We start from the raw sequence: 25,733 nt of genomic DNA on the forward strand, positions 1-25,733 counted from the left end.
CGGTCACCGCGAGCCCTCGCACGCCGGGCGCGCTCCCGGCCGCCCGCCCGCGCTCCTTCACCTCCGCCGGACAACGCCTCACCAGGCCGCTCTCCCTCACCCCGGTCGCGTTCACCCCGTCACCCGCATTGCCTCCCCGCGTACGGGGAAGATGCGGGATCATGTCTGGCATGACCGAGGTGTCCTCGCTCACAGGGCGGCTGCTCGTGGCCACTCCCGCTCTGGCGGACCCGAACTTCGACCGCGCGGTGGTGCTCCTCCTCGACCACGACGAGGAGGGCTCCCTCGGTGTCGTCCTCAACCGGCCGACCCCGGTGGACGTCGGCGACATCCTGGAGGGCTGGGCGGACCTGACCGGAGAGCCCGGTGTGGTGTTCCAGGGCGGTCCGGTGTCGCTGGACTCGGCGCTCGGTGTCGCCGTGGTGCCGGGCGGGGCGGCGGGGGAGAGCCCGCCGCCGGGCTGGCGCCGGGTGCACGGCGCGATCGGGCTGGTCGACCTGGAGGCCCCGCCGGAACTGCTCGCCTCGGCGCTCGGCTCGCTGCGCATCTTCGCCGGATACGCGGGCTGGGGTCCGGGCCAGCTGGAGGACGAGCTGGTGGACGGCGCCTGGTACGTGGTGGAGTCGGAGCCGGGTGACGTGTCCTGCCCGTCCCCCGAGCGGCTCTGGCGCGAGGTGCTGCGCCGGCAGCGCAACGAGCTGGCGATGGTCGCCACATATCCGGACGACCCTTCGCTCAACTGAGGCGCGCGGGCTTCAGTACCCTTGGCGGCATGAGCACTCTTGAGCCCGAGCGCGGGACTGGTACGGGGACCCTCGTCGAGCCGACGCCGCAGACCTCCCACGGCGACGGTGACCACGAGCGCTTCGCCCACTACGTCCAGAAGGACAAGATCATGGCGAGCGCCCTCGACGGTACTCCCGTCGTGGCGCTGTGCGGCAAGGTGTGGGTGCCCGGCCGGGACCCGAAGAAGTACCCGGTCTGCCCCATGTGCAAGGAGATCTACGAGTCCATGAGTGAGGGCGGCGACGACAAGGGCAAGGGCGACAAGTAGCCCGCCGGGGCGGCCGTCGGTCCGCTCCCCCTGGCGTCCGCCGGACGCGGAACTTCCACGAGGCCCCCGGGGCGCGCTTTGCGTGCCCCGGGGGCCTTTGTGCCGTGTGCGCGTTGCACAGGGTGCGCCGGCCGGTCACAGAGTGGTGGAGACCTCTTGTGGCCTGGTTCACCCAGTCCCTAGCCTCCGATGAGTTGTGCACAGCGAAACCGCCATTGCATATGCTGCAACGCGCTCGGAGGAGTACTCCATGAAGCTGTCCGCCCGCATGGTCGCCGTAGCGGCCGTCCTCGCCACCGCCGCCTGCGCCCCTCAGACCTCCGGCACCTCCTCCTCCGACAAGGACGAGAAGACCGGCACCCTGCGTGTCTGGCTCTTCCAGGAGGTCAACAACACCCCCAAGGAACAGGTCGTCGACTCCGTCCTCGCCGAGTTCGAGAAGGCGCACGAGGGCGCCGAGGTCACCGTCGAGTACATACCCGTCGAGACCCGCGCCCAGCGCATCAAGGCAGCCTTCAACGATCCGGGGTCCGCCCCCGACCTCGTCGAGTACGGCAACACCGACACCGCGGGCTATGTGAAGGACGGCGGACTCGCCGACCTCACCCGGGAGTTCGGCGCCTGGGACGAGGCCAAGGACACCGACCCGACCGCCCGGCAGTCGGTCACCGTGGACGGCAAGGTCTACGGCGTCCCCTACTTCGTCGGCGTCCGCGCGCTCTACTACCGCACGGACGTCTTCGACGAACTCGGCCTGGACGTCCCGCAGACCCAGGCCGAGCTGATCGCCACCGCGCAGCAGATCCGCGCCGCCCGGCCCGAGCTGTACGGCCTCGCGGTCGGCGGCGCCTACACCTACGGCGCGATGCCCTTCATCTGGGCCCACGGCGGCGAACTCGCCACCGGCAAGGGAGGCTCGTACGCCTCCGCCATCGACGGCGCCGCCGCGCGCAAGGGCATCGAGGCGTACACCTCGCTGTTCGGCGACGACAACTGCCCGGCCGCCAAGTGCGCCGCGATGACCGGCAACGACACGATCACCGCCTTCGCCGCGGGCAAGGCGGCGATGGCGATCGGCGGCGACTTCAGCCACGCCGCCGTGGAGGCCGGCAAGGTCAAGGGCAAGTACGCCGTTGTCCCCCTGCCGGGCGTCGAGGCAGGGTCGATCGCCCCCGCGTTCGCCGGCGGGAACAACCTCGGCGTGCTGAAGTCCACCTCCCACCGGACCCTTGCCGTCGACCTGATGCAACGGCTCGCGTCCAAGGAGGCGCAGGGCGAGCTGTTCGACGCGATGGGCTTCCTGCCGACGTTCTCCGACGTACGGCAGCAGGTGGCCGCGAAGGAGGCCTTCGTGAAGCCGTTCGTCGCGACCTTGGCCGCCGACACGAAGTTCGTGCCTGCTTCGCCGGCGTGGGCGCAGATCGACGCGGGGCAGGTGCTGCCGACGATGTTCCAGGAGGTCGTGTCCGGCAAGAAGGACGTGGCTACCGCGTCGGCGGATGCTGCGAAGAAGATGAACGACGCGTTCGGGTCGGTCGGGTGAACCGGCCTACCGGGGCGGGGGTTTCGGAGCGTCGGCGGGCTCCCGGCCGTGGGGGGTTCTCGCGCCCACGCGGCGGTAGCCGCACATCCGGTACAGCCCCGCGCCCCCGGAGGGGGCGTTCACGCACCCCTTGGTTGTATCTCGCGCCGGCGCTTGTCGTGCTCGGAGGGTTGCTGGCCTATCCCATTTACCAGCTCGGGCTGATCTCCGTCTTTCACTACACCCAGGCCCAGGTCAGTGGTGGGGAGCCGACCACCTTCGAGGGGTTCGGGAACTACGCCGAGCTGTTCGGGGACGGGCAGTTCTGGGAGGTGCTGCTGGCCACCGTGCTGTTCGCGGCGGCCTGTGTCGTCTCCACCCTGGCCGTCGGCTGCGCGCTCGCCGTGCTGCTCACCCGGGTGCGGGCGGTGCCGCGGCTCGCGTTGATGCTGGCCGCGCTCGGCGCCTGGGCCACCCCGGCGATCACCGGGTCCACGGTGTGGCTGTTCCTCTTCGACGCCGACTTCGGCCCGGTCAACCGGGTGCTCGGCCTCGGCGACCACTCCTGGACGTACGGGCGGTTCAGCGCCTTCTTCCTGGTGCTGCTCGAAGTGGTGTGGTGCTCCTTCCCGTTCGTGATGGTCACGGTCTACGCCGGCATCCGCGCCGTACCGTCCGAGGTGCTGGAGGCCGCGGCGCTCGACGGGGCCTCGCAGTGGCGGATCTGGCGCTCCGTGCTCGCGCCGATGCTCCGGCCGATCCTGGTGGTGGTCACCATCCAGTCGGTCATCTGGGACTTCAAGGTCTTCACACAGATCTACGTCATGACGGGCGGCGGCGGCATCGCGGGCCAGAACCTGGTGCTCAACGTCTACGCCTACCAGAAGGCGTTCGCGTCCTCGCAGTACAGCCTGGGCGCCGCGATCGGCGTGGTGATGCTGGTGATCCTGCTCGCCGTGACGCTGGTGTACCTGCGGCTGCTGCGCCGCCAGGGGGAGGAACTGTGAGCCTGGTGGGCCGGGGCCGGGAGCCCGGAGTGAATCTTGTGCGCGGGTTCGCCCGGCGCCCGGGGCGTACGGCGGCCGAGGTGACCGCCCTGGTGGTCGCCGCGGTGGTGGCGTTCCCGCTGTACTGGATGGTGCTGAGCGCCTTCAAACCGGCCGGCGAGATCCAGTCGAGCGAGCCGCGTCCCTGGACGTCGGCGCCCACGCTCGACTCGTTCCGGCGGGTGTTCGGGCAGCAGGATTTCGGCCGTTACTTCCTCAACAGCGTCGTCGTCGCGGTCGCCGTGGCGATCGCCTCCGCGCTCATCGCGTTTCTCGCCGCGACCGCCGTGACGCGATTCCGGTTCCGTTTGCGGACCACCCTGCTGATCATGTTTCTGGTGGCCCAGATGGTGCCCGTGGAGGCGCTGACGATCCCGCTGTTCTTCGTGATGCGCGATCTCGGTCAGCTGAACACGCTGTGGTCGTTGATCCTGCCCCACATCGCCTTCTCGCTGCCGTTCGCGATCTGGATGCTCAGGGGGTTCGTGAAGGGCGTTCCGGAGGCACTGGAGGAGGCCGCGTACATCGACGGCGCGAGCCGCGCGCGTTTCCTTTGGCAGATCCTTTTCCCGCTCGTTCTGCCGGGTCTCGTGGCCACCAGCGTGTTCTCCTTCATCTCCGCCTGGAACGACTTCCTGTTCGCCAAGTCGTTCATCATCAGCGACATCTCGCAGTCGACCCTGCCGATGGCACTGCTGGTGTTCTACAAACCCGACGACCCGGACTGGGGCGGCGTCATGGCGGCGTCCACGGTGATGACGATTCCGGTGCTGGTCTTCTTCGTACTCGTACAGCGGCGTCTGGTCTCCGGACTGGGCGGCGCGGTAAAGGACTGACGTGATGCCGACTTCACTGATTCCGGCGCCCCGCGGCGTCGTCACGGGCACCGGCGAGGTGCGCCTGACGGAACACTCCCGCCTCGACGCCGGCGCCGGCACGGAGGGTGTCGGGCGCTGGCTGGGCGGCGTGCTGCGGGCGGCCACCGGGCTGCCCTGGCAGGAGGGGACGGCGGCCTCCGGTGCCGGGGACGGCATCCGTCTCGCGCTCGCCCCGGGACTGGGCCCGGAGGAGTACCGCCTCGTCAGCGACGGTGCGGGCGTCCTCGTCGAGGGCGGTGACGCGGCGGGTGTCTTCCGGGGCACCCAGACGCTGCGGCAGCTCCTCGGGCCCGACGCGTACCGCAGGGCGCCCGTGCGCCGCGACCGGGTGTGGACGGTGCCGTACGTGACGATCGAGGACGCGCCCCGTTTCCGGTGGCGCGGGCTGATGCTGGATGTCGCCCGGCACTTCATGCCGAAGGAAGGCGTGCTGCGCTATCTCGATCTGATGGCCGCGCACAAACTCAACGTCCTTCATCTGCATCTGACGGACGACCAGGGCTGGCGCATCGAGATCCGCCGCCACCCGAAGCTCACCGAGGTCGGTTCCTGGCGCGCCCGCACCAAAATCGGCCACCGCGCCTCGCCGCTGTGGGACGACCGGCCGCACGGCGGTCACTACACCCAGGACGACATCCGCGAGATCGTCGCCTACGCCGCGGAACGCCATATCGGCGTGGTCCCGGAAATCGACGTGCCCGGGCACTCGCAGGCCGCGATCGCCGCGTATCCGGAACTCGGCAACTCCGACGTCGTCGACACCACGGCCCTGACCGTCTGGGACACCTGGGGCATCAATCAGAACGTCCTCGCCCCCACCGAGGACACCCTGCGCTTCTACGAAGGGGTGCTGGAGGAAGTCCTGGAACTGTTCCCCGCCGACGCCGGGCCGTTCTCGCCGTTCGTGCACATCGGTGGCGACGAATGCGTCAAGGACCAGTGGCGCGCCTCGGCCACCGCGCGCGAGCGGATCACGTCACTCGGGCTAGCGGACGAGGACGCCCTGCAGTCCTGGTTCATCGGGCACTTCGACGGCTGGCTCGCCGAGCGCGGGCGCCGGCTGATCGGCTGGGACGAGATCCTGGAGGGCGGACTGGCACCGGGCGCGGCCGTGTCGTCCTGGCGCGGCTACGCGGGCGGGGTCGCCGCCGCCCGCGCCGGGCACGACGTGGTCGTGTGCCCCGAGCAGCAGGTCTACCTGGACCACCGTCAGGACGCGGGCCCCGACGAGCCGGTGCCGATCGGCTACGTGCGCACCCTGGAGGACGTCTACCGCTTCGAACCCGTCCCGGCGGAGCTGACGCCGGGGGAGCGGGCGCGGGTGCTGGGCACCCAGGCGAACGTGTGGACCGAGGTGATGGAGGACCAGGGGCGCGTCGACTACCAGGTGTTCCCGCGGCTCGCCGCGCTGTGCGAGGTCGCGTGGAGCGAGCTTCCGGCGCCGGCCGAGCGGGACTTCGCCGGCTTCGAGCGGCGGATGACCGCCCACTACCGGCGCCTGGACGCCCTCGGCGTCGCCTACCGCCCGCCCACCGGGCCCCACCCGTGGCAACGCCGCCCGGGCGTGCTGGGCCGCCCGATCGAGGGAGCGCCCCCGGTCGTGTGAGGGGCGGTGCCGCGGCGCCACCTCACGGGTCGTCCCCCGGGGCTCTCCTGCCCCGGGGGACGACCCGTGCCCCGGGCGTTCGCTGCGGGCCGAACAGGTCGGCCGATAACGGAACAAGGGCTTCCGAAGGCTGTGATTCCACGGCGCAGCGGTGATCTCGGGACGGAATCGGTCAGGTGCGGTTCCAGCCGGGCGAATGCCTCCTAGCGGACCCCCGTCTTCGGCACCTGCCAAGATGTGCCAGAGTTGCCACGTCCGCCCTGTCAGCACGTACCGTACGGCGCACGGGCGGGACCAGGTGGGGCAGCGGGAAGGGGCAGCCGGTTTTGAGCACGCACGCACCGCAGGCGGCGCAGGCCGTGACGCTGCCCACGACGCTGGACGACGCCGTGGCGGCGCTCACCGCCATGCCCGCCGCCGTGCCCGTCGCGGGCGGCACCGACCTGATGGCCGCCGTCAACTCCGGGCAGCTCAGGCCCGCCGCGCTGGTCGGCCTCGGCAAGATCAGCGAGATCCGCGGCTGGCAGTACCTCGACGGACACGCGCTGCTCGGCGCCGGCCTCACCCACGCGCGCATGGGCCGCCCCGACTTCGCCGCCCTCATCCCGGCGCTCGCCGCCGCCGCGCGGGCCGCCGGGCCCCCGCACATCCGCAACGCCGGCACCCTCGGCGGCAACATCGCCTCCGCCGCCCCCACCGGCGACGCGCTGCCCGTGCTGGCCGCCCTGGAGGCGACGCTGGTCGTCGCGGGCCCGGCCGGCGCCCGCCGCGAGGTCCCGGTGTCCCACCTGCTGGCCGGCATGGACCTGCTGCGCCCCGGCGAACTCATCGGCTACGTGCGCGTCCCCCTGCTGCACGCCCCCCAGGTCTTCCTGAAGGCGACCGGACGCACCGGCCCCGGCCGCGCGGTCGCCTCCGTCGCCCTCGTGCTCGACCCCGCCCGGCGCGGGGTGCGCTGCGCGGTGGGCGCCATCGCGCCGATGCCGCTGCGGCCCCTGGAGGCCGAGCAGTGGGTCGCGCAGCTCATCGACTGGGACAACAACCGCGCGATCGTGCCCGAGGCACTGACCGCGTTCGGGGAGTACGTCGCCGCGGCCTGCATCCCCGACGCCGCCCCCGGCGAGGACGGCGCCGTCCCACCACTGCCGCCCGCGGTACTGCACCTGCGGCGCACCGTCGCCGCGCTGGCCCGACGAGCACTGGGGAGGGCGTTGTCGTGACCGACGACCAGCACGGACAGGGCACGCCTCCGGGCGGCAGCCGCTGGGACCCGTTGCCGCAGGGCGACTACGACGACGGGGCCACGGCCTTCGTGAACCTCCCGGAGGGCGGCATCGACGCCCTGCTGGACGCCATGGAGAGCCCCCTCGCCGCTCCCGGACACGGCTACGTGCCGCCGCAGATAACGGTCACGCCCGCGACCACCGCGGGCACCGACCCGGCGGCGACCGGCTCCTGGGCGGTGCCCGGCGCGCCCGTCGACGGGGCCCAGTGGCACGACCCGCAGTCCGGACAGCCGGAGCAGGCGGCGGACCGCTTCAGCTACGACCCCGGCGCCACCGGCCGGTGGACCTACGACGAGACCGCCGCCGCGCCGCAGCACGCGCCGGGACAGGACCCGGCACCGGGGCAGAACGCCACCGGGCAGTGGTCGATCCCCGTGGCGGGCGGCGACCTGCCGGACGAGTCCGGCGAGTTCACCGCGTCGTCCCTGGTCGAGCAGTGGGGCAGCACCCCTCCCGCGACCCTCCCGGGCGGCGCCCCGGCCCCCTGGGCCGACACGCAGTCGATCGGCAGGCCGTGGGGCCCCGGCGTACCGGGCGTCCCCCAGGACCACGACCGGCACGACGCCGGCCACCAGCCGCAGGGCGGCGAGCACGGGCCGGCCCACGAGCCCCGGGACCCGGCCGCACGGCAGCACGGCCGCCCCGACGGCGGTGCCGTCCACGACGAGCAGGCGTACGCCGGCGGCCACCGCGGCGGTCCCGCACGCGAGGAGGGCCCCGAGGAGGGGCAGCCGCGCGCCGCCGACCCGTCCGCGTACGACCCCGCCGCCACGGACGCGCCCGCGCACGGCGGTCCGCGTCCGGGCGAGGCGTCCCGGCCGCTGCCCGCCGAGGAGCGCCCGGACCACCACGAGCAGCCCTGGCAGCCCGGCGACGGACCCGCCGACGGACCCGCCGACGGCCACCCGTCCGAGCACCCGGACTCCGCCCCCCAGGGCGGCGCTGAGCCCGCGTCCGGGGCGCACGGGACCGGGACCGACGCCGGGGAGGCCCAGGCGGCTCCCGAGCCCGCGGAGCGCCCCTCGGCGGCCTCCGCCGACGAAGGCACGCGGCCGGGTTCCGGCGACGGCGCCTCCGCCGGCCCGGACACCGCACCCGCCGACGGCCGTTCGGGCGGACCGGACGCCCCGGCGGGGGAGCAGGGCGCCGACGGCGCGGACGGCCCCGACATCCTCGTGGCACCCCACGAGGACCACCCCCTCGCCTCCTACGTGCTCCGCGTCAACGGCACCGACCGGCCCGTCACCGACGCCTGGATCGGCGAGTCGCTGCTCTACGTGCTGCGCGAGCGGCTCGGCCTGGCCGGCGCCAAGGACGGCTGCTCGCAGGGCGAGTGCGGCGCCTGCAACGTGCAGGTCGACGGCCGGCTCGTCGCGTCCTGCCTGGTCCCCGCCGTCACCGCGGCGGGCAGCGAGGTCCGCACCGTCGAGGGACTGGCCCAGGACGGCCGCCCCTCGGACGTGCAGCGCGCCCTCGCCCGGTGCGGCGCCGTGCAGTGCGGCTTCTGCGTCCCCGGCATCGCGATGACCGTGCACGACCTGCTGGAGGGCAACCCCGCCCCCACCGAGCTGGAGACCCGGCAGGCCCTGTGCGGCAACCTGTGCCGGTGCTCCGGCTACCGGGGTGTGGTCGACGCCGTCAAAGAGGTCGTCGCCGGACGCGAGGCGCAGGCGGAGGCGCAGGCCGAGTTCGCCGCGGACGCCGCGGACGACGGCGACGACACCCCGCGCATCCCGCACCAGGCGGGCCCCGGCGCCGGCGGGGTGAACCCCTCGGCGTTCGGCGTCCCCGGACCGCACGACCAGTCCTACGGCCAGGACGGAGGCCAGGCGTGAGCAACGAGACCGCCACCGCGCAGGCCGCCGGGACGGAGGCCGCCGAGCAGGAGGCCCTCCCGCGCGGACTCGGCACCTCCCTCCCGGCCGCCGACGCCCGCGCCAAGACCGAGGGCACCTTCCCCTACGCCGCCGACCTGTGGGCCGAGGGGCTGCTGTGGGCCGCCGTGCTGCGCTCGCCGCACCCGCACGCGCGCGTCAAGTCGATCGACACCACGCACGCGCGCGAGATGCCGGGCGTCCGCGCGGTCGTCACCCACGAGGACGTCCCCGGCACCGCGGTGCTCGGCCGCGGCACCGCCGACCGCCCGGTCTTCGCCTCCGAGGTCGTACGCCACCACGGCGAACCGCTGGCCGCCGTCGCCGCCGACCACCCCGACACCGCGCGGATGGCCGCCGCCGCGGTCATCGTCGAGTACGAGGTGCTCGACCCGGTGACCGACCCCGAGCAGGCCTTCGAGGCCGAGCCGCTGCACCCCGACGGCAACCTGATCCGGCACATCCCGCTGCGCCACGGCGACCCCGAGGCGGCCGGCGAGGTCGTCGTCGAGGGCCTGTACCGCATCGGCCGCCAGGACCCCGCCCCCATAGGAGCCGAGGCCGGACTCGCCGTGCCCCGCCCGGACGGCGGGGTCGAGCTGTACCTGGCGTCCACCGACCCGCACGGCGACCGGGACACCGCGGCCGCCGCCTTCGGCCTCCAGCAGGACCAGGTCAAGATCGTCGTCACCGGGGTGCCCGGCGCCACCGCCGACCGCGAGGACCAGAGCTTCCAGCTCCCCCTCGGCCTGCTCGCGCTGAAGACCGGGTGCCCGGTGAAGCTCGCCGCCACCCGCGAGGAGTCCTTCCTCGGCCACACCCACCGCCACCCCACCCTGCTGCGCTACCGCCACCACGCCGACGCCGAGGGCAAGCTGGTCAAGGTCGAGGCGCAGATCCTGCTCGACGCGGGCGCCTACGCCGGCACCTCCTCCGACGCCCTGGCCGCCGCCGTCGCCTTCGCGTGCGGCCCGTACGTCGTCCCGCACGCCTTCATCGAGGGCTGGGCGGTGCGCACCAACAACCCGCCCTCCGGCCATGTGCGCGGCGAGGGCGCGATGCAGGTGTGCGCCGCGTACGAGGCGCAGATGGACAAGCTGGCGAAGAAGCTGGGCCTGGACCCGGCCGAGGTACGGCTGCGCAACGTGATGGCCACCGGCGACCTGCTGCCCACCGGCCAGACCGTGACCTGCCCCGCACCGGTCGCCGAACTGCTGGAGGCGGTGCGGGAGTTCCCGCTGCCGCCGCTGCCCAAGGACACCCCCGAGGACGAGTGGCTGCTGCCCGGCGGCCCCGAGGGCGCGGGCGAACCGGGCGCGGTCCGCCGCGGCGTCGGCTACGGCCTGGGCATGGTGCACATGCTGGGCGCGGAGGGCGCCGACGAGGTGTCCACGGCCACCGTGCGCGTCCAGGACGGCGTGGCGACCGTGTTGTGCGCGGCCGTGGAGACGGGGCAGGGCTTCACCACCCTGGCCCGGCAGATCGTCCAGGAGACCCTCGGCATCGACGAGGTGCACGTGGTGCCCGTGGACACCGACCAGCCCCCGGCCGGGGCGGGCTGCCGGGGCCGGCACACCTGGGTGTCCGGCGGGGCGGTGGAGCGTGCGGCCAAGATGGTCCGCACCCAGCTCCTCCAGCCCCTGGCGCACCAGTTCGGCATGTCCACCGAGCTGCTCCAGATCACCGACGGCAAGATCACCTCGTACGACGGCGTGCTGTCCACGACCGTCACCGAGGCGCTGGACGGCAAGGAGCTGTGGGCCACCGCCCAGTGCCGCCCGCACCCCACCGAGCCGCTGGACGAGTCCGGGCAGGGCGACGCCTTCGTCGGCATCTCCTTCTGCGCGATCCGCGCGGTCGTCGACGTCGACATCGAGCTCGGCTCGGTACGGGTCGTGGAACTGGCGGTCGCCCAGGACGTGGGCCGGGTGCTCAACCCGGCGCAGCTGGCGGCGCGGATCGAGGCGGGCGTGACCCAGGGCCTGGGTGCCGCGCTCACCGAGAACCTGCGCACGCCGCGCGGCCTGATCCGCCACCCCGACCTCACCGGGTACGCCCTGCCGACGGCGCTGGACGCGCCCGACATCCGGATCGTGAAGCTGGTCGAGGAGCGGGACGTGGTCGCGCCGTTCGGCGCGAAGTCGGTCAGCGCGGTGCCGGTGGTGACCTCGCCGGCCGCCATCGCCTCGGCGGTGCGCGCCGCCACCGGCCGACCGGTCAACCGGCTGCCGATCCGCCCGCAGGCCGCCGTGGTCACCGCGAACTGAGCGGTTTCCGCGAGGCGATCGCCCCGTCAGGGCAACGCCAGTGGCCTCTCGCGCGTCTTGAGAGACAGGGCGCCGGCCGCGCCCCGCGGTTCTGAGGCGTTGTCAGTGGCGCCGCGTAGTCTGCGGAAGCAGTGGGGGACGGCCGTGGGTCCGGCGGGGCGCGGGCCGTCCTGCCCGGGGCGGGACGTTCGCGGGCCCGGGACCGAGCACACGTATCGCGGGGGAATCATGAGCATGACCGACACCGTTGTCGCGAGGGCGATCACACTCACCGAGGACGACCTCGGTCCCCAGGTCACGCACGCCTCCACGCGGAGCTGGCTGACCGGCCCCGGACTGCCCTGCGACAGCGGCCTGTTCCGCTTCGCCGAGCTGGGCCGGCACGGCGGACCGCACACGGTCGCCGAGGTGACGGGCGCCGCCGACCGGCTGCCGCCCGCGCTGCGGGACCAGCTCGTCATCGGCGAACTGCTCGCCCCGGCGGGCCTGGAGACGGAGTCGGTGCTGCTCGACGGCGCGACCGGGGAGGTCTCCACGACGTACGTGCACGACCGGCCCGACCTCATGGACTGCCGTCCGCTCGCCCCGTCCCTGCCGACCCTGGTCCGCTTCGCCGCGGCCACGGACGAACTGGCCGGGCTGCGTGGCCAGTTCGCCGCGTACGCCGGCCGCTACGGCACCAAGGCGGTCGCGGAGGCCTCGCGGCAGCTGCTCGCGGTGTTCGAGGAGGGCGCGGACGGCGAGCCGGCGCCGTTCTGGCGGATGGCCGCGCTGATCCGCCCGCTCGCCCTCGTCGCGGGCCCCGGCACCTCGTCGGGCCTCGCCCTGGACCTGCCCCTGCGCCTGCTGGACGAGGAGTTCGGCCGGGGCGGTGTGGTCCGCTTCGAGGAGGTCGACTTCCCCTCGACGCTCACGCACGAGCCGACCCGCCGCTTCCTGCGCGAGACGGGCCTGCCCGAGGACGGCTTCCTGTTCTCCTTGGACACCGACCAGCCGCTGCGCACCCTCGCGGAGTACGACGCCGACGACTGCGGCGGCGGCATCCCGCCGGGTCTCCTCCCGGCCTACGCCGACCGGCTGATCCGCGTCGGTCACCTGGTCGACGACCACAGCCTGATCGTCGACGGCGCGACGGGCGCGGTGCTCAGCTGGAGCGAGGCCGAGGCGGTGCTGCGCCCGCTGAACACGGACATCTCCACGCTCGCCTTCACGCTGTGGCTGCTGCACCGGGAGCGCTCCCTCGACGAGGATGCGGGCCACGCGCTCACCAGCGACGCGTACGACCAGCTGGCGCTGACGATGATCCAGGTCCTCGCCTCCGTCGACCCGACGGGCACCACCCCCGACACGGACTGGCACTACTGGACCCGCCTCTTCCAGGACGAGGCGGGCGGGGTGCTGTGACACGGCACCGCCCGGTGAGGGCGCTGGGCGCGCACGTCGAAGGGCGGGGCGCTTGGTGATGCGCCCCGCTCTGGGGGAGGCCGTGGCGGGAATCGAACCCGCGTAACTCCCCGCGAGCGGAGCTCGCTGATGGATGCGGCGCAGGCGAGTCCCTGAGCCACTCGGGCACACGGCCGTGTCGGTGGGGGAGAGGTGCCGTGCGGCGCCTCGCCGTCCCGAACCGGTACAGCGACCGTACGGGGGGCCGCGAACGGCGCTCAAGGGAACTCCGGGGCGTGCAACGCGACTGCCATGTGCCGTTCACACTCGGCGGCGAGGGCCTACGACCAACGTCCCGGTCCGGTTACCGACCCCCGACAGGGGTCAAAGCGGGGCGTGGACCTTACTCTGGCGGGCATGACCACCCCGAACCCCCGCGACACCGGTGTCGCCGAGCCCGCAGGTGCCGCCCCGGCCCTCGCCCCCGACGACACCGTCCTCAGCCGTACCTACCGCGCGCTGAGCATCGGGGTCGTCTCCGTGGTGCTGCTGATCGCCTTCGAGGCGACCGCCGTGGGCACCGCCATGCCGGTCGCCGCGCGCGAGCTGGACGGGGTCTCGCTCTACGCGTTCGCGTTCTCGGGATACTTCACCACCAGCCTCTTCGGCATGGTGCTGTCCGGCCAGTGGTCCGACCGGCGAGGCCCGCTCGCGCCGCTGACCTGGGGCATCGCCTCGTTCGCGGCCGGCCTGCTGCTCGCCGGGACCGCGGGCGCGATGTGGATGTTCATCCTCGGGCGGGCCGTGCAGGGCCTCGGCGGCGGCCTGGTGATCGTCGCGCTGTACGTCGTCGTGGGGCGCGCCTACCCGGAGCGGCTGCGGCCGGCGATCATGGCGGCGTTCGCGGCCAGCTGGGTCGTCCCCTCCATCGTCGGCCCGCTCGCGTCCGGCGCGGTGACCGAGCACCTCGGCTGGCGCTGGGTCTTCCTCGGCATACCGGTGCTCGTCACGCTCCCGCTGGCCCTCGCGCTGCCCCAGATACGGCGCCTCGCGGCCGGCCCGGTCGGGGAGGACAAGGAGACGCCTGTCTCCTTCGACGGCCGCCGCATCCGGCTGGCCCTCGCCATCTCCTTCGGCGCCGGCCTGCTCCAGTACGCCGCCCAGGACCTGCGCTGGCTGTCGCTGCTGCCGGGCGCGCTGGGCGTGGCCCTGCTGGTCCCGGCCGTCCTCGGCCTGCTCCCGCACGGCACCTGGCGGGCGGCGCGCGGCCTGCCCTCCGTGGTGCTGCTGCGCGGTGTCGCCGCCGGGTCGTTCATCGCGGCGGAGTCCTTCGTGCCGCTGATGCTGGTCACCCAGCGCGGACTCAGCCCCACGATGGCCGGCTTCTCCCTCGCGGCGGGCGGCGGCACCTGGGCGCTGGGCTCCTGGGTGCAGTCCCGGCCCCGGCTGGAGCCGCACCGGGAACGGCTGATGACCCTCGGGATGCTGCTGGTCGCCTTCGCCGTCGCTGCGGCGCCGAGCGTGCTGATCCACGCCGTGCCCGCCTGGACGCTGGCGGTCGCCTGGGCCTTCGGCTGCTTCGGCATGGGCCTGGTGATCTCCTCCACCAGCGTCCTGCTGCTCCAGCTCTCCGCCCCCGAGGAGGCCGGCACCAACTCCGCCGCCCTGCAGATCTCCGACGGCCTGTCCAACGTCCTCCTGCTGGCGGTCGGCGGCGCCGCCTTCGCCGCCCTGGGCGGGGGCACCGTCAGCCACGCGGCGACCCAGGCCACCGGCTCCCACCCGGCCGCCTTCGCCGCGGTCTTCCTGCCGATGGCGGCGGTGGCCCTGGTGGGCGTCTGGGTGGCGACCCGGGTACGGCCGGACGGGAAGCAGCCCGTGCGGAACTCGTGAGCGTCCGGTCGCGGACCGTAGTCATCGCGTGCACCGGCCTACGAGGACCGGGTAAACGGGCGTGGACCAGGACGCCGCGTACGGGCTGGTCGTCGACGTGGCTTCCGGGGTGGAGGGGGACGTGGGGGAGATCGAGGGCGGCTGCGGCGGCTGTGACGTGGGTCCCACCCTCGGGCGACGCGGGCCTCAAGCGGCGTGTGCACCACCGGGCCATCGGTAGGGTGGCCCGGTCGTCCCACGCACCTGAGCCGCCCGACCCCCCTCCCGGAGATCGTGACTACCACCGCCGGCACCGCCTCGCACCACCTGTCCCCGGCCTTCCCCGGACGTGCCCCCTGGGGCACCGCCGGCAAGCTGCGCGCCTGGCAGCAGGGGGCGATGGACAAGTACATCCAGGCTCAGCCCCGTGACTTCCTCGCGGTCGCCACCCCCGGCGCCGGCAAGACCACGTTCGCGCTGACGCTGGCGTCCTGGCTGCTGCACCACCACGTCGTGCAGCAGGTGACCGTCGTCGCGCCCACCGAGCACCTGAAGAAGCAGTGGGCCGAGGCCGCCGCGCGGATAGGCATCAAGCTCGACCCGGAGTACAGCGCGGGCCCCCTCGGCCGGGAGTACGACGGCGTCGCCGTCACGTACGCCGGTGTCGGCGTGCGCCCCATGCTGCACCGCAACCGCGTCGAGCAGCGCAAGACGCTCGTCATCCTCGACGAGATCCATCACGCCGGCGACTCCAAGTCGTGGGGCGAGGCGTGCCTGGAGGCGTTCGAGCCGGCCACCCGCCGGCTCGCGCTGACCGGTACGCCGTTCCGCTCGGACACCAACCCCATCCCGTTCGTGACGTACGAGGAGGGCGACGACGGGATCCGCCGGTCGTCCGCCGACTACACCTACGGGTACGGCTCCGCGCTCGCCGACAACGTCGTGCGGCCCGTGATCTTCATGTCGTACAGCGGCAACATGCGCTGGCGCACCAAGGCCGGCGACGAGATCGCCGCCCGGCTCGGCGAGCCCATGACCAAGGACGCGATCAGCCAGGCCTGGCGCACCGCCCTCGACCCGCGCGGCGAGTGGATGCCGTCCGTGCTGCGCGCGGCGGACCAGCGGCTCACCGAGGTGCGCAAGGCCATCCCGGACGCCGGCGCCCTCGTCATCGCCTCCGACCAGGAGTCCGCCCGCGCCTACGCCAAGCTGATCCGGGACATCACCGGGCACAGGGCGACGCTCGTCCTCTCCGACGACAGCGGCGCGTCCCAGCGGATCGACGACTTCAGCCGGAGCGACGACCGCTGGATGGTCGCTGTCCGCATGGTGTCCGAGGGCGTCGACGTGCCCCGTCTCGCGGTCGGCGTGTACGCCACGACCATCTCCACCCCGCTGTTCTTCGCCCAGGCCGTCGGCCGTTTCGTGCGGTCCAGGCGGCGTGGCGAGACCGCGTCGGTGTTCCTGCCGACCGTGCCGGACCTCCTCTCCTTCGCCAACGAGATGGAGCGCGAGCGCGACCACGTCCTCGACAAGCCCAAGAAGGGGGGCGAGGAGGACCCGTACGCCGAGTCCGAGAAGGAGATGGAGGAGGCGAACCGGGAGCAGGACGAGGACACCGGCGAGCAGGACATGCTCCCCTTCGAGGCGCTGGAGTCCGACGCCGTCTTCGACCGGGTCATGTACAACGGCGCCGAGTTCGGCATGCAGGCGCACCCCGGCAGCGAGGAGGAGCAGGACTACCTCGGCATCCCGGGCCTGCTGGAGCCCGACCAGGTGCAGCTGCTGCTCCAGAAGCGGCAGGCCCGGCAGATCGCGCACAGCAAGAAGAAGCCGGCCGAGGAGGCCGACCTCCTCGAACTGCCCGCCGAGCGGCGGCCCGTGGTCTCCCACAAGGAGATGATGGAGCTGCGCAAGAAGCTCAACTCCCTGGTCGGCGCGTACGTCCACCAGAGCGGCAAGCCGCACGGTGTCGTCCACACCGAACTGCGCCGGGTGTGCGGCGGCCCGCCGTCCGCCGAGGCGACCGCGGGGCAGCTGCGCCAGCGGATCGCCAAGGTGCAGGAGTGGGCCACCCGCATGCGCTGAGGCGCCCTTCCGTCCTCCGGGAGGGCCGTCAACCGGCGCACACCGTCGGTCGGTCCGCGTGGGGTACCGGTCAACCGGCGTGCGTTCCGGGACAAAAGTGACCACTTTGTTGAAGTGGTGACCGGATTCTGGACGGAGACTTCCGCTCAGCGAACCGGCTCGCTACTGTCCGGCTACGCACACGCCCCGTGGCAGCGCCGCCGCGGAGCGCAGCCGTGAAGCGACAGTGCCCGGGAGCCGACCGGGCCGCCGGCCGATCGGCGGCCTCTGACGCGCGTGACCGACGGGACTCGGTGACGTATCCGCGCGAGGGGGCCGTCGACCTCACCACTGAAGGAGTGGGCGTCGTGACCGCGGAGACCTCTCAGACGCTCGACAGGGGCCTACGGGTTCTGAAGCTGCTCGCCGACACCGATCACGGGCTGACCGTCACCGAGCTTTCCCACAAACTGGGCGTCAACCGGACCGTGGTGTACCGGTTGCTGGCGACGCTGGAGCAGCACGCACTGGTCCGCCGCGACCTCGGCGGACGGGCCCGCGTCGGGCTGGGCGTGCTGCGGCTGGGACGGCAGGTGCACCCGCTGGTGCGGGAGGCGGCGATGCCGGCGCTGCGGTCGTTGGCGGACGACATCGGCGCGACCGCCCACCTGACCCTGGTCGACGGCGCCGAGGCCCTGGCGGTCGCGGTGGTGGAGCCGTCGTGGACGGACTACCACGTGGCGTACCGGGCGGGCTTCCGCCACCCCCTGGACCGCGGGGCCGCGGGCAAGGCGATACTCGCCGCCCGGCGGAAGACACCCGGCGACCCCGGCTACACGCTGACGCAGGGCGAGCTGGAGGCCGGCGCGTGCGGGGCCGCCGCGCCGCTGGTGGGAGTGACGGGCGTCGAGGGCAGCGTGGGCGTGGTCATGCTGGCGGACGTCGTACCGGAGCGGGTCGGCGCCCGTGTGATGGAGGCCGCCCGGGAGGTCGCGGAGGCCCTGCGCTGATCCGCGGGCGCGGCCCAGCCGCGCCGGCTTCCGTGAGCGGCCCCGCGGGCACCCCGGCGGGGCGTGTCCCCCGTCGCGTTAGATTGGCTCCGTGCTCTCTCGCCTCACGCGTCCCCAAACCCTGGCCGTCTGCGCCGCCCCGGCCGTAGCGCTGCTGGCCACCGCCGTGCTCGCGCCGCTGCCCTTCTCCGTGGCGCAGCCCGGGCTGACGGCCGACGTGCTTGGCGACAACAAGGGGCAGCAGGTCATCACGATCTCCGGCGCACCCGTGCGGAAGACCACCGGGCAGCTGCGGATGACGACGATCGAGGCGACCTCGCCGGACACCCGGGTGAACCTCCCCCAGGTGATCGACAGCTGGTTCAGCAGCGACGAGGCGGTCATGCCCCGTGACGCCGTTTACCCGAGCGGGGACGACGTCAAGGAGATCGAGAAGTTCAACCAGAAGCAGATGGAGGAGTCCCAGGACGAGGCCACCCGGGCCGCGCTGACGTTCCTGGGCCGGCAGAACGAGGGCATCGACGTCACCCTGAAGCTCGCCGACGTCGGTGGCCCCAGCGCCGGACTGCTGTTCTCGCTCGGCATCGTCGACAAGCTGGACGGCGACGGCAGCGGCGGCGACCTCACCGGCGGCCGGGTGATCGCGGGCACCGGCACCATCGACGCGGCGGGCAGGGTCGGCGCGGTCGGCGGTGTGCCGCTGAAGACGCAGGCCGCCCGGCGGGACGGCGCCACCGTCTTCCTGGTCCCGAAGGACGAGTGCTCCGAGGCGCGGTCGGAGCTGCCCGAGGGCCTGCGGCTGGTCCCCGTCACTACCCTCGAGGGCGCGGTCGACGCGCTGGTCGCGCTGGAGAAGGGCACCGGCAGGGTCCCGAGCTGCTGACGCGGCCGCCCGCTACCGCTCCTTGACGAAGCCCTCCGCCACCATCCAGTCCAGCGCCACCTGGTGGGGGTCCTCCCCGTCGACGTCGACGCGGGCGTTGAGGGTCTGCGCCACGGTGTTGTCCAGCTTCTCCGTGACCGGGGCCAGCACCCCGGCGATCGCCGGCCACTTCTTCAGCGTCTCGCTGTTGACCGTCGGGGCCGCGTTGTAGTTGGGGAAGAACTTCTTGTCGTCCTCCATCACCACCAGGTTCATGGACTTGATCCGCCCGTCGGTGGTGAAGACCTCGCCGTAGGTGCAGGCGCCCTTGGCCGTCTGGGTGTAGATGATGCCGGTGTCCATCTGCGTGACGTTCCCCGCCGGGATGCTCATCCCGTACGCCTTCTCCAGGCCCGGCAGCCCGTCGGCGCGGTTGGCGAACTCGCCCTCCACGCACAGCGTCACCGCGCCCGGGTCGGACGTGGAGAGCTCCGCCACCTCCGAGAGGGTGCGGGTGCGGTACCGCTCGTAGTTGGCCTGGTTCATGGCGAGGGCGTAGGTGTTGTTCAGCTCCGACGGCTCCAGCCAGGTCACCCCGTTCTTCGCGTCCGCCTCCCGCACCGCCAGCCACTGCTCGCGCGGGTCGGGGATCGGCTTGGTGTTGCCCAGGTACGTGATCCATCCCGTGCCCGTGTACTCGAAACCGGCGTCGGCCTCGCCCTTGACGACCGCCTCCCGCGAGCCGACCGAGCCCTGGATGCCGGTGCGGTCGATCACCTCCGCGCCGGCCGCCTGGAAGGCGATGCCCATGATCGCGCCGAGGATCAGCTGCTCGGTGAACTCCTTGGAGGTGACGGTGAGTTTCGCGCCCTCCAGCGGCTCGCCCCGGCCGACCGTGCCCGGCTCCACGTCGTCGACCATGGGCGACCCGCTGGTCAGACCGCAGCCCGCGACCACCGCCAGCAGCACTGCCGCCAGTGCCGGCCGCACCCCTGCCCGCCCCCTCACGGTGCCGCCTCCAGACCGCGCGGCCGCAGCAGCAGCTCCGCCAGCGAGGCCAGCCAGTCCACCAGCAGCGCGAGCGCGACGGTGAGGACCGACCCGATCACCAGCACCGGCATGCGCTGACTGGTGATCCCGGTGGTGATGAGCACGCCCAGCCCGCCGCCCCCGCCGAAGGTCGCGAGCGTCGCGGTGCCGACGTTGAGCACCAGGGCGGTGCGCACCCCGGCGAGGATCAGCGGCACGGCCAGCGGCAGCTCGACCCGGGTGAGCACCCCGAACGGGGACATGCCGATGCCGCGCGCCGCCTCCAGCAGCGTCGGGTCGTTGGCCCGCAGGCCGGCGATGGTGTTGGACAGCACCGGCAGCACGGCGTAGGCGATGATGCCGATCAGGGCGGCCCGGCGGCCGATGCCCAGCCAGATCACCAGCAGCGCCAGCAGACCGATCGCCGGGGTGGCCTGCCCCATGTTGGCGAACGCCATCGCGACCGGCGTGGCCCTGCTGAAGCCGCGCCGGGTCAGCAGGATGCCCAGCGGGATGGCGATGATCAGCACGAAGAACGTCGAGATCACGGTCAGCTCGATGTGCTGCCACAGCGCCTGGGACACCCGCCCGTCCGACAGCGCGTTCCGGGTGAGGGCGTCCAGGTCGGCCTGCTCGAACCACAGCCAGGTCGCCAGCAGCACCGCGATCAGCGCCACCGGCAGCAACGTCAGCTTCTGCCAGGTCACCCGGGAGGGCGCCACGGCCGGGCGGGGCGGGGGAGCGACCTCCTCGCCGGACGGCCCGCCGCCCTCCCCCGGGAGGGTGTCGCCGTCACTCGTCCGCCCCTCGGAGGTCCTCACGCCTGCGGCTCCCCTCCGGGGCCCGCGGCGCCCTCCTGCTCGGCGTGCGTCTGCGCGGCCCGCTGCTCCTCCAGGCCGGCCTGCGCCTCCCGCGCCTCCAGCCGGTCGGCCTCCAGCAGTTCGTGCACCGAGTTCATCAGCGTCTCCACGTCCACGACGCCCTCGTACGCGCCGCGCCGTCCGGTCACCGCGACCCGGCCGGTGTTGTCGGTGAGCACCGCCTCCAGCGCGTCCCGCAGGGTCGCGTCCCGGGTCACCGTGTCCTGCACCAGCACGCCCGCGCGGGCCAGCGAGCCCTTGGCGCGCATGATGTCGCCGCGCCGCAGCCACTTGTAGGGGCGGCCCCGCTGGTCGAGCACCAGCACCTCGTCGGTGCCGCCGGACCGCAGCCGGGCGGAGATCTCGTCGAGCGGGTCGTCGACGCCGGCCGTCGGGTAGTCGGTGATCGCCACGTCGCCGACCCGGGTGAGGTTGAGCCGCTTCAGGGCCGCCCCCGCGCCCACGAACCCGGACACGAAGTCGTCGGCCGGGGTGGTGAGGATCGCCTCCGGGGTGTCGAACTGCGCGATGTGGGAGCGTTCGCGCAGCACCGCGATCCGGTCGCCGATCTTGATCGCCTCGTCGAAGTCGTGGGTGACGAAGACGATCGTCTTGTGCAGGTCCCGCTGGAGCCGGATCAGCTCGTCCTGGAGGTGGTCCCGGGTGATCGGGTCGACCGCGCCGAACGGCTCGTCCATCAGCAGCACCGGCGGGTCCGCCGCCAGCGCCCGCGCCACGCCCACCCGCTGCTGCTGGCCGCCGGAGAGCTGGCGCGGATAGCGGTCGTGGAACTCGCCGGGGTCCAGGCCGACCAGGTCCAGCATCTCCTCGACCCGGTCCCGCACCCGCGCGCCCGGCCAGCGCAGCATCTTCGGCACCAGGGCGATGTTCTGCGCCACGGTCATGTGCGGGAACAGCCCGCTCGCCTGGATCGCGTAGCCGATGGTGCGGCGCAGCTTCACCGGGTCCATGTCGGTGACGTCCTCGCCACCGATGCGGATGCGGCCGCCCGTGGGCTCGATCAGCCGGTTGATCATCTTCAGCGTGGTGGACTTCCCGCACCCCGAGGGGCCGACGAACACCACCGTCTCGCCCGCCTTGATGTCCATGGTGACGTTGTCGACGGCGGGCTGCCGGCTGCCCGGGTAGCGCTTGGTGAGGCCCTCCAGCTCGATGGGCGCCCCCATCGACCGGGGCCCGGCCTCGGACGTCTCAGGCTCCGGCACGGATCCCCCTGGAGATGGTCAGCCGTCCGATCAGGACGTAGGCGGCGTCGAACAGCAGGGCCAGGACGACGATCCCGAGCGTGCCGGCGAGCACCTGGTTCAGCGCGTTCTTGCTGCCCAGGGAGGCGATCCCACGGAAGATCAGGTTGCCGAGGCCGGGCCCGGAGGCGAAGGCGGCGATGGCCGCGATGCCCATCAGCATCTGGGTGGAGACCCGGATGCCGGTCAGGATCGGCGGCCAGGCCAGCGGCAGCTCCACCCGCACCAGCCGGGACAGCCGCGACATGCCGATGCCCGTGGCCGCGTCCACCAGCGCCGGATCGACCCCGCGCAGACCCACGATCGCGTTCCGCACGATGGGCAGCAGCCCGTACAGGGTCAGCGCGATCACGGTCGGCGCCACGCCCAGTCCCACGATCGGGATGAGCAGGCCGATCATGGCCAGTGCCGGGACGGTCAGCAGTGTCGCCGTGACGGTCGTGGCGAGGTTGCCCGCCCATTCGCTGCGGTAGGTGACGATGCCGATCAGCACCCCGAGGACGGTCGCCACCACCATGCACTGGAAGACCACGCTGGCGTGCTGGTAGGCGTCGGTGAGCAGTTGCTGGTGCCGGCTCTCCAGGTACTCCCAGAAGTTCACATCCGCTCACCCCCAGCTCGGCCAGGTCCGGTCACTCGCCGAGCGCGGCCTGCTCCACCAGCGGGATGATCCGCAGCGGAACGGGGTTCTCCATGACGATCGCCGTGGACGCCCGGACGATGCCATCAAAACCGACGACGCGGTCGATCACCCGCTGGAGATCGGCGTTGGAGCGGGCCACCAGCCGGCACTGCATGTCCCCCGTGCCGGTGGTGGTGTGCAGCTCCAGGACCTCCGGCACGGTCGCCAAGTGCTCCCGCACGTCGGCTCCTTGACCCTGTCTGATCTGCAGTGTCGCGAACGCGGTGACCGGGTAGCCGAGGGCCGCGGGATCCACCTGCGGGCCGAATCCGCGGATGACTCCGTTCGACTGAAGCCGGTCCAGACGGGCCTGCACGGTCCCGCGCGCCACCCCCAGCCGGCGGGACATCTCCAGCACCCCGATGCGCGGCTCGCGCGCCAGCAGCACGATGATCCGCCCGTCCAGATGATCGATCGCCATGCCGCTCTCCCCAGTGGTCATCCTGTACAGAAAGCCCGCCGATGCGGGCGTTCGGCTGAACATGTTGCCCAGTGATTGGGTGAACTATTGCGCACCTTGCAGTGCTGTTCCACCCTGCCCCTATGACGCAGACCACACACACCGCTCCCGACACCGCACGGCAGGCAGACCCCTTCCCGGTCAAGGGAATGGACGCGGTCGTCTTCGCCGTGGGCAACGCCAAGCAGGCGGCGCACTACTACTCCACCGCCTTCGGCATGCAGCTCGTCGCCTACTCCGGACCGGAGAACGGCAGCCGCGAGACCGCCTCCTACGTGCTGGAGAGCGGCTCGGCCCGCTTCGTCTTCACCTCGGTGATCAAGCGCTCCACCGAGTGGGGCTCCTTCCTCGAGGACCACGTCGCCGCGCACGGCGACGGTGTGGTCGACCTCGCCATCGAGGTCCCGGACGCCCGCGCCGCGTACGCCTACGCGATCGAGCACGGCGCCACCTCCGTCGCCGAGCCGTACGAGCTGAAGGACGAGCACGGCACCGTCGTGCTGGCCGCGATCGCCACCTACGGCAAGACCCGGCACACCCTGGTCGAGCGCACCGGCTACGACGGCCCCTACCTGCCCGGCTACGTCACCGCGGACCCGATCGTCGAGCCGCCGGCCAAGCGCTCCTTCCAGGCCGTCGACCACTGCGTCGGCAACGTCGAGCTCGGCCGGATGAACGAGTGGGTCGAGTTCTACAACAAGGTCATGGGCTTCACGAACATGAAGGAGTTCGTGGGCGACGACATCGCGACCGAGTACAGCGCGCTGATGTCGAAGGTCGTGGCCGACGGCACGCTCAAGGTCAAGTTCCCGATCAACGAGCCCGCCGTCGCCAAGAAGAAGTCCCAGATCGACGAGTACCTGGAGTTCTACGGAGGCGCCGGCGTCCAGCACATCGCGCTGAACACCAACGACATCGTGCACACGGTCCGTCAGATGCGCGCCGCGGGTGTGCAGTTCCTGGACACCCCCGACTCGTACTACGACACCCTCGGCGAGTGGGCGGGCGAGACCCGGGTGCCGGTGGAGACGCTGCGCGAGCTGAAGATCCTCGTCGACCGCGACGAGGACGGCTACCTGCTGCAGATCTTCACCAAGCCGGTCCAGGACCGCCCGACCGTCTTCTTCGAGATGATCGAGCGCCACGGCTCCATGGGCTTCGGCAAGGGCAACTTCAAGGCGCTGTTCGAGGCCATCGAGCGCGAGCAGGCCAAGCGCGGCAACCTGTAGGCGCCGCGCCCCGCACCGCGCCCTCGGATCAGGAGGACTCGGGGCCCGCCTGGACGGACGGCTCACCCAGGCGGGCCAGCGCCTGCTTCGCCCGCGGCGCGTGCAGCGGCGAGAACCAGGGGTTGATCCGCAGCGCCTCGGTCAGATGGCGGCGCGCGGCCCCGTACCGCTCCAGCGCCCGCTCGACGGCGCCCCGGTGGTAGGCGAACAGCGCGCTGCGCACGCCCCCGCCCTTCGTCCCCTCCGTGGCCCGCACCGCGAACGGCAGCGCCTCCTCGTGCTCCCCGGCCCGGTGCAGCGCCCAGCCCAGCGCGTCCGCCACCTCCGTGGACGGCTGCCGCTCCCACTCCGCCCGCAGCCGCCGCACCGCCGCCCCGGGATCGCCGTGGTCGGCCTCGAACCGGCCCAGCACCAACTCCTCGTCCCCGCCGTGCGCGGACGCCAGCCGGACCCGCTCCCGCAGCAGCGCGTACTGCACCTCCGCGGCCGGCTTCAGCCCCAGCGACTCGTACAGCTCGCCCAGCTCCAGCGCGTACTCGGGCCGCGGGTGCTTCGCCAGCGCCGTCCGGTACGCGCTCAGCGCCTCCGTGGTCCGGCCCAGCGCCGCCAGCACCCTGCCCTGCCCGGCCTGCGCCGCCCGCTGGTCGGGGTCGACGCGCACCGCCTCCTGGAAGTGGCGCAGCGCGTCCTCCCGGTCGCCGCGCTCCCAGGCGAGCTGTCCGGCCCGCTCCAGGTAGGCCGCGCGCTCGGCGGGCTCCCCGGCGGCCGACGCGGCGTCCGCGAGCTTCGCCGCCGCGTCCTCCCGCCAGCCCCGGTCCCGGTAGACGGCGGCGGCCCGTGCCATCACGGCCGGTCCGGTGCGCAGCGCGGTGAGCTTCTCGAGCAGCCGGCCGGTCTCCTCGTCGTCCCCGAGTCCGGCGGACGCCTCGATCAGCGGCGGGTACGTCGTCCACCGCTCCGGCTCCAGCTTCCGCGCGGCCTCGCCCCACGTGCGGGCGCCCGCGTGGTCGCGGCGGGCGTTGGCCAGCGCGGCCATGGCCCGCAGCGCCGGCGCGTTGTCCTTCCGCACGTCGAGCGAGGTGCGCAGGGCCTTCTCGGCCCGCGGCCAGTACCGCGGGTCGGCCAGCCGCAGCCCCTGCTCCACGCGGGCCGCGCCGAGCTCGGCCCAGACGCGGGCGTCCCGGGGCCGTTCGCGCACCCGCCGCTCACGGTCGCGGACCAGCGCCTCCAGGTCGGGCAGCGCGGCCGGGACCCCGCTGGTCACCGCGGCCAGCGCCCGCTCCTGCGGGGTGGGCCCGGGAGGCACCTGCTCGCCCCACGGCAGCGTCACCAGCACCCCGGCCAGGGCGGTGCCCCCGGCGGCCGAGGCGAGCAGCGTCCGGCGGCGGATCCGCCGGCGGTGCGCACGTGCTGTGTGGTCCATGGCGCACACTGTGCGTCACAGGTCACTTACGTATGATCATCACACTCCGAGGGGGCGG

21 protein-coding genes and 1 tRNA gene are annotated in these 25,733 nt (G+C 73.0%); 15 read left to right on the forward strand and 7 right to left on the reverse strand.

Annotated elements, in window-relative coordinates:
* Positions 1-170 precede the first annotated feature (170 nt).
* The 10 genes from ACIF8S_RS03745 (at position 171) to ACIF8S_RS03790 (ending at position 12,937) form a co-directional block, all read left to right on the forward strand.
* Positions 171-743, forward strand: coding sequence for a YqgE/AlgH family protein (locus ACIF8S_RS03745; RefSeq protein WP_167534624.1), 573 nt, complete (start codon positions 171-173; stop codon positions 741-743).
* A 29-nt stretch (positions 744-772) separates the two neighbouring features.
* Positions 773-1,054, forward strand: a complete 282-nt coding sequence (locus ACIF8S_RS03750) for a DUF3039 domain-containing protein (RefSeq protein WP_024885352.1) — start codon at positions 773-775, stop codon at positions 1,052-1,054.
* A 250-nt stretch (positions 1,055-1,304) separates the two neighbouring features.
* Positions 1,305-2,597 (forward strand): extracellular solute-binding protein, encoded by a 1,293-nt coding sequence (locus ACIF8S_RS03755; RefSeq protein WP_399997117.1) that lies wholly within the window; start codon positions 1,305-1,307, stop codon positions 2,595-2,597.
* Positions 2,594-3,583: a carbohydrate ABC transporter permease gene (locus ACIF8S_RS03760; RefSeq protein WP_399997119.1), complete on the forward strand. Its 990-nt coding sequence runs from the start codon at positions 2,594-2,596 to the stop codon at positions 3,581-3,583. The genes ACIF8S_RS03755 and ACIF8S_RS03760 overlap by 4 nt, the downstream gene beginning before the upstream one ends.
* Positions 3,584-3,612: 29 nt before the next feature.
* Positions 3,613-4,458, forward strand: coding sequence for a carbohydrate ABC transporter permease (locus tag ACIF8S_RS03765; protein ID WP_399997120.1), 846 nt, complete (start codon positions 3,613-3,615; stop codon positions 4,456-4,458).
* A gap of 4 nt (positions 4,459-4,462) precedes the next feature.
* On the forward strand, positions 4,463-6,106 hold the full coding sequence (locus tag ACIF8S_RS03770) for a beta-N-acetylhexosaminidase (protein WP_399997122.1): 1,644 nt from the start codon (positions 4,463-4,465) through the stop codon (positions 6,104-6,106).
* 326 nt (positions 6,107-6,432) lie between these two features.
* A complete protein-coding gene (locus ACIF8S_RS03775; protein ID WP_399997123.1) occupies positions 6,433-7,326 on the forward strand; it encodes an FAD binding domain-containing protein in 894 nt (297 codons plus the stop codon).
* On the forward strand, positions 7,323-9,227 hold the full coding sequence (locus tag ACIF8S_RS03780) for a 2Fe-2S iron-sulfur cluster-binding protein (RefSeq protein WP_399997125.1): 1,905 nt from the start codon (positions 7,323-7,325) through the stop codon (positions 9,225-9,227). The genes ACIF8S_RS03775 and ACIF8S_RS03780 overlap by 4 nt, the downstream gene beginning before the upstream one ends.
* Entirely contained in the window at positions 9,224-11,533 is a 2,310-nt protein-coding gene (locus tag ACIF8S_RS03785) for a xanthine dehydrogenase family protein molybdopterin-binding subunit (RefSeq protein WP_399997126.1), read from the forward strand. The genes ACIF8S_RS03780 and ACIF8S_RS03785 overlap by 4 nt, the downstream gene beginning before the upstream one ends.
* Positions 11,534-11,761: 228 nt before the next feature.
* The gene (locus ACIF8S_RS03790; protein WP_399997127.1) at positions 11,762-12,937 is read left to right on the forward strand and encodes an SUKH-4 family immunity protein; all 1,176 of its coding nucleotides are present in this window, start codon (positions 11,762-11,764) and stop codon (positions 12,935-12,937) included.
* Between the two features lie 77 nt (positions 12,938-13,014).
* Here the strand turns inward: ACIF8S_RS03790 and ACIF8S_RS03795 are convergent.
* Positions 13,015-13,112, reverse strand: a tRNA-OTHER gene (locus ACIF8S_RS03795).
* A 221-nt stretch (positions 13,113-13,333) separates the two neighbouring features.
* Here ACIF8S_RS03795 and ACIF8S_RS03800 point away from each other — a divergent pair.
* The 4 genes from ACIF8S_RS03800 to ACIF8S_RS03815 all read left to right on the forward strand — a co-directional run bounded on the left by ACIF8S_RS03800 (position 13,334) and on the right by ACIF8S_RS03815 (position 18,748).
* Complete coding sequence (locus ACIF8S_RS03800) at positions 13,334-14,809, forward strand: MFS transporter (protein WP_399997128.1); 1,476 nt, start codon at positions 13,334-13,336, stop codon at positions 14,807-14,809.
* Between the two features lie 273 nt (positions 14,810-15,082).
* Positions 15,083-16,876 (forward strand): DEAD/DEAH box helicase, encoded by a 1,794-nt coding sequence (locus ACIF8S_RS03805; protein ID WP_399997130.1) that lies wholly within the window; start codon positions 15,083-15,085, stop codon positions 16,874-16,876.
* A gap of 347 nt (positions 16,877-17,223) precedes the next feature.
* Positions 17,224-17,865, forward strand: a complete 642-nt coding sequence (locus tag ACIF8S_RS03810) for an IclR family transcriptional regulator (protein ID WP_215215314.1) — start codon at positions 17,224-17,226, stop codon at positions 17,863-17,865.
* A gap of 91 nt (positions 17,866-17,956) precedes the next feature.
* Positions 17,957-18,748 carry a S16 family serine protease gene (locus tag ACIF8S_RS03815; RefSeq protein ID WP_399997132.1) on the forward strand — a complete coding sequence of 264 codons (792 nt, stop codon included), beginning with the start codon at positions 17,957-17,959 and terminating at the stop codon, positions 18,746-18,748.
* Between the two features lie 12 nt (positions 18,749-18,760).
* Here ACIF8S_RS03815 and ACIF8S_RS03820 read toward each other — a convergent pair whose 3' ends face one another.
* The 5 genes from ACIF8S_RS03820 to ACIF8S_RS03840 form a co-directional block, all read right to left on the reverse strand.
* Positions 18,761-19,648: a glycine betaine ABC transporter substrate-binding protein gene (locus ACIF8S_RS03820; protein ID WP_349793802.1), complete on the reverse strand. Its 888-nt coding sequence runs from the start codon at positions 19,646-19,648 to the stop codon at positions 18,761-18,763.
* Positions 19,649-19,731: 83 nt separating this feature from the next.
* Positions 19,732-20,577 (reverse strand): ABC transporter permease, encoded by an 846-nt coding sequence (locus ACIF8S_RS03825; RefSeq protein WP_399997133.1) that lies wholly within the window; start codon positions 20,575-20,577, stop codon positions 19,732-19,734.
* The gene (locus tag ACIF8S_RS03830; protein WP_399997787.1) at positions 20,574-21,803 is read right to left on the reverse strand and encodes a betaine/proline/choline family ABC transporter ATP-binding protein; all 1,230 of its coding nucleotides are present in this window, start codon (positions 21,801-21,803) and stop codon (positions 20,574-20,576) included. Before ACIF8S_RS03830 ends, ACIF8S_RS03825 begins: the two co-directional genes overlap by 4 nt.
* 25 nt (positions 21,804-21,828) lie before the next feature.
* Complete coding sequence (locus tag ACIF8S_RS03835) at positions 21,829-22,482, reverse strand: ABC transporter permease (protein ID WP_399997135.1); 654 nt, start codon at positions 22,480-22,482, stop codon at positions 21,829-21,831.
* A gap of 31 nt (positions 22,483-22,513) precedes the next feature.
* Positions 22,514-22,984: an Lrp/AsnC family transcriptional regulator gene (locus ACIF8S_RS03840; RefSeq protein WP_399997136.1), complete on the reverse strand. Its 471-nt coding sequence runs from the start codon at positions 22,982-22,984 to the stop codon at positions 22,514-22,516.
* 122 nt (positions 22,985-23,106) lie between these two features.
* Between ACIF8S_RS03840 and hppD the strand changes: the two genes are divergently transcribed.
* Positions 23,107-24,252, forward strand: coding sequence for a 4-hydroxyphenylpyruvate dioxygenase (gene hppD / locus ACIF8S_RS03845; protein WP_024885374.1), 1,146 nt, complete (start codon positions 23,107-23,109; stop codon positions 24,250-24,252).
* A gap of 28 nt (positions 24,253-24,280) precedes the next feature.
* On the opposite strand, the gene ACIF8S_RS03850 is transcribed toward hppD, so the two are convergent.
* Positions 24,281-25,675, reverse strand: a complete 1,395-nt coding sequence (locus tag ACIF8S_RS03850) for a tetratricopeptide repeat protein (RefSeq protein WP_399997137.1) — start codon at positions 25,673-25,675, stop codon at positions 24,281-24,283.
* Positions 25,676-25,733 lie beyond the last annotated feature (58 nt).

The sequence above is a fragment of the Streptomyces sp. NPDC085937 genome, from assembly GCF_044540535.1.
GTDB lineage: Bacteria > Actinomycetota > Actinomycetes > Streptomycetales > Streptomycetaceae > Streptomyces.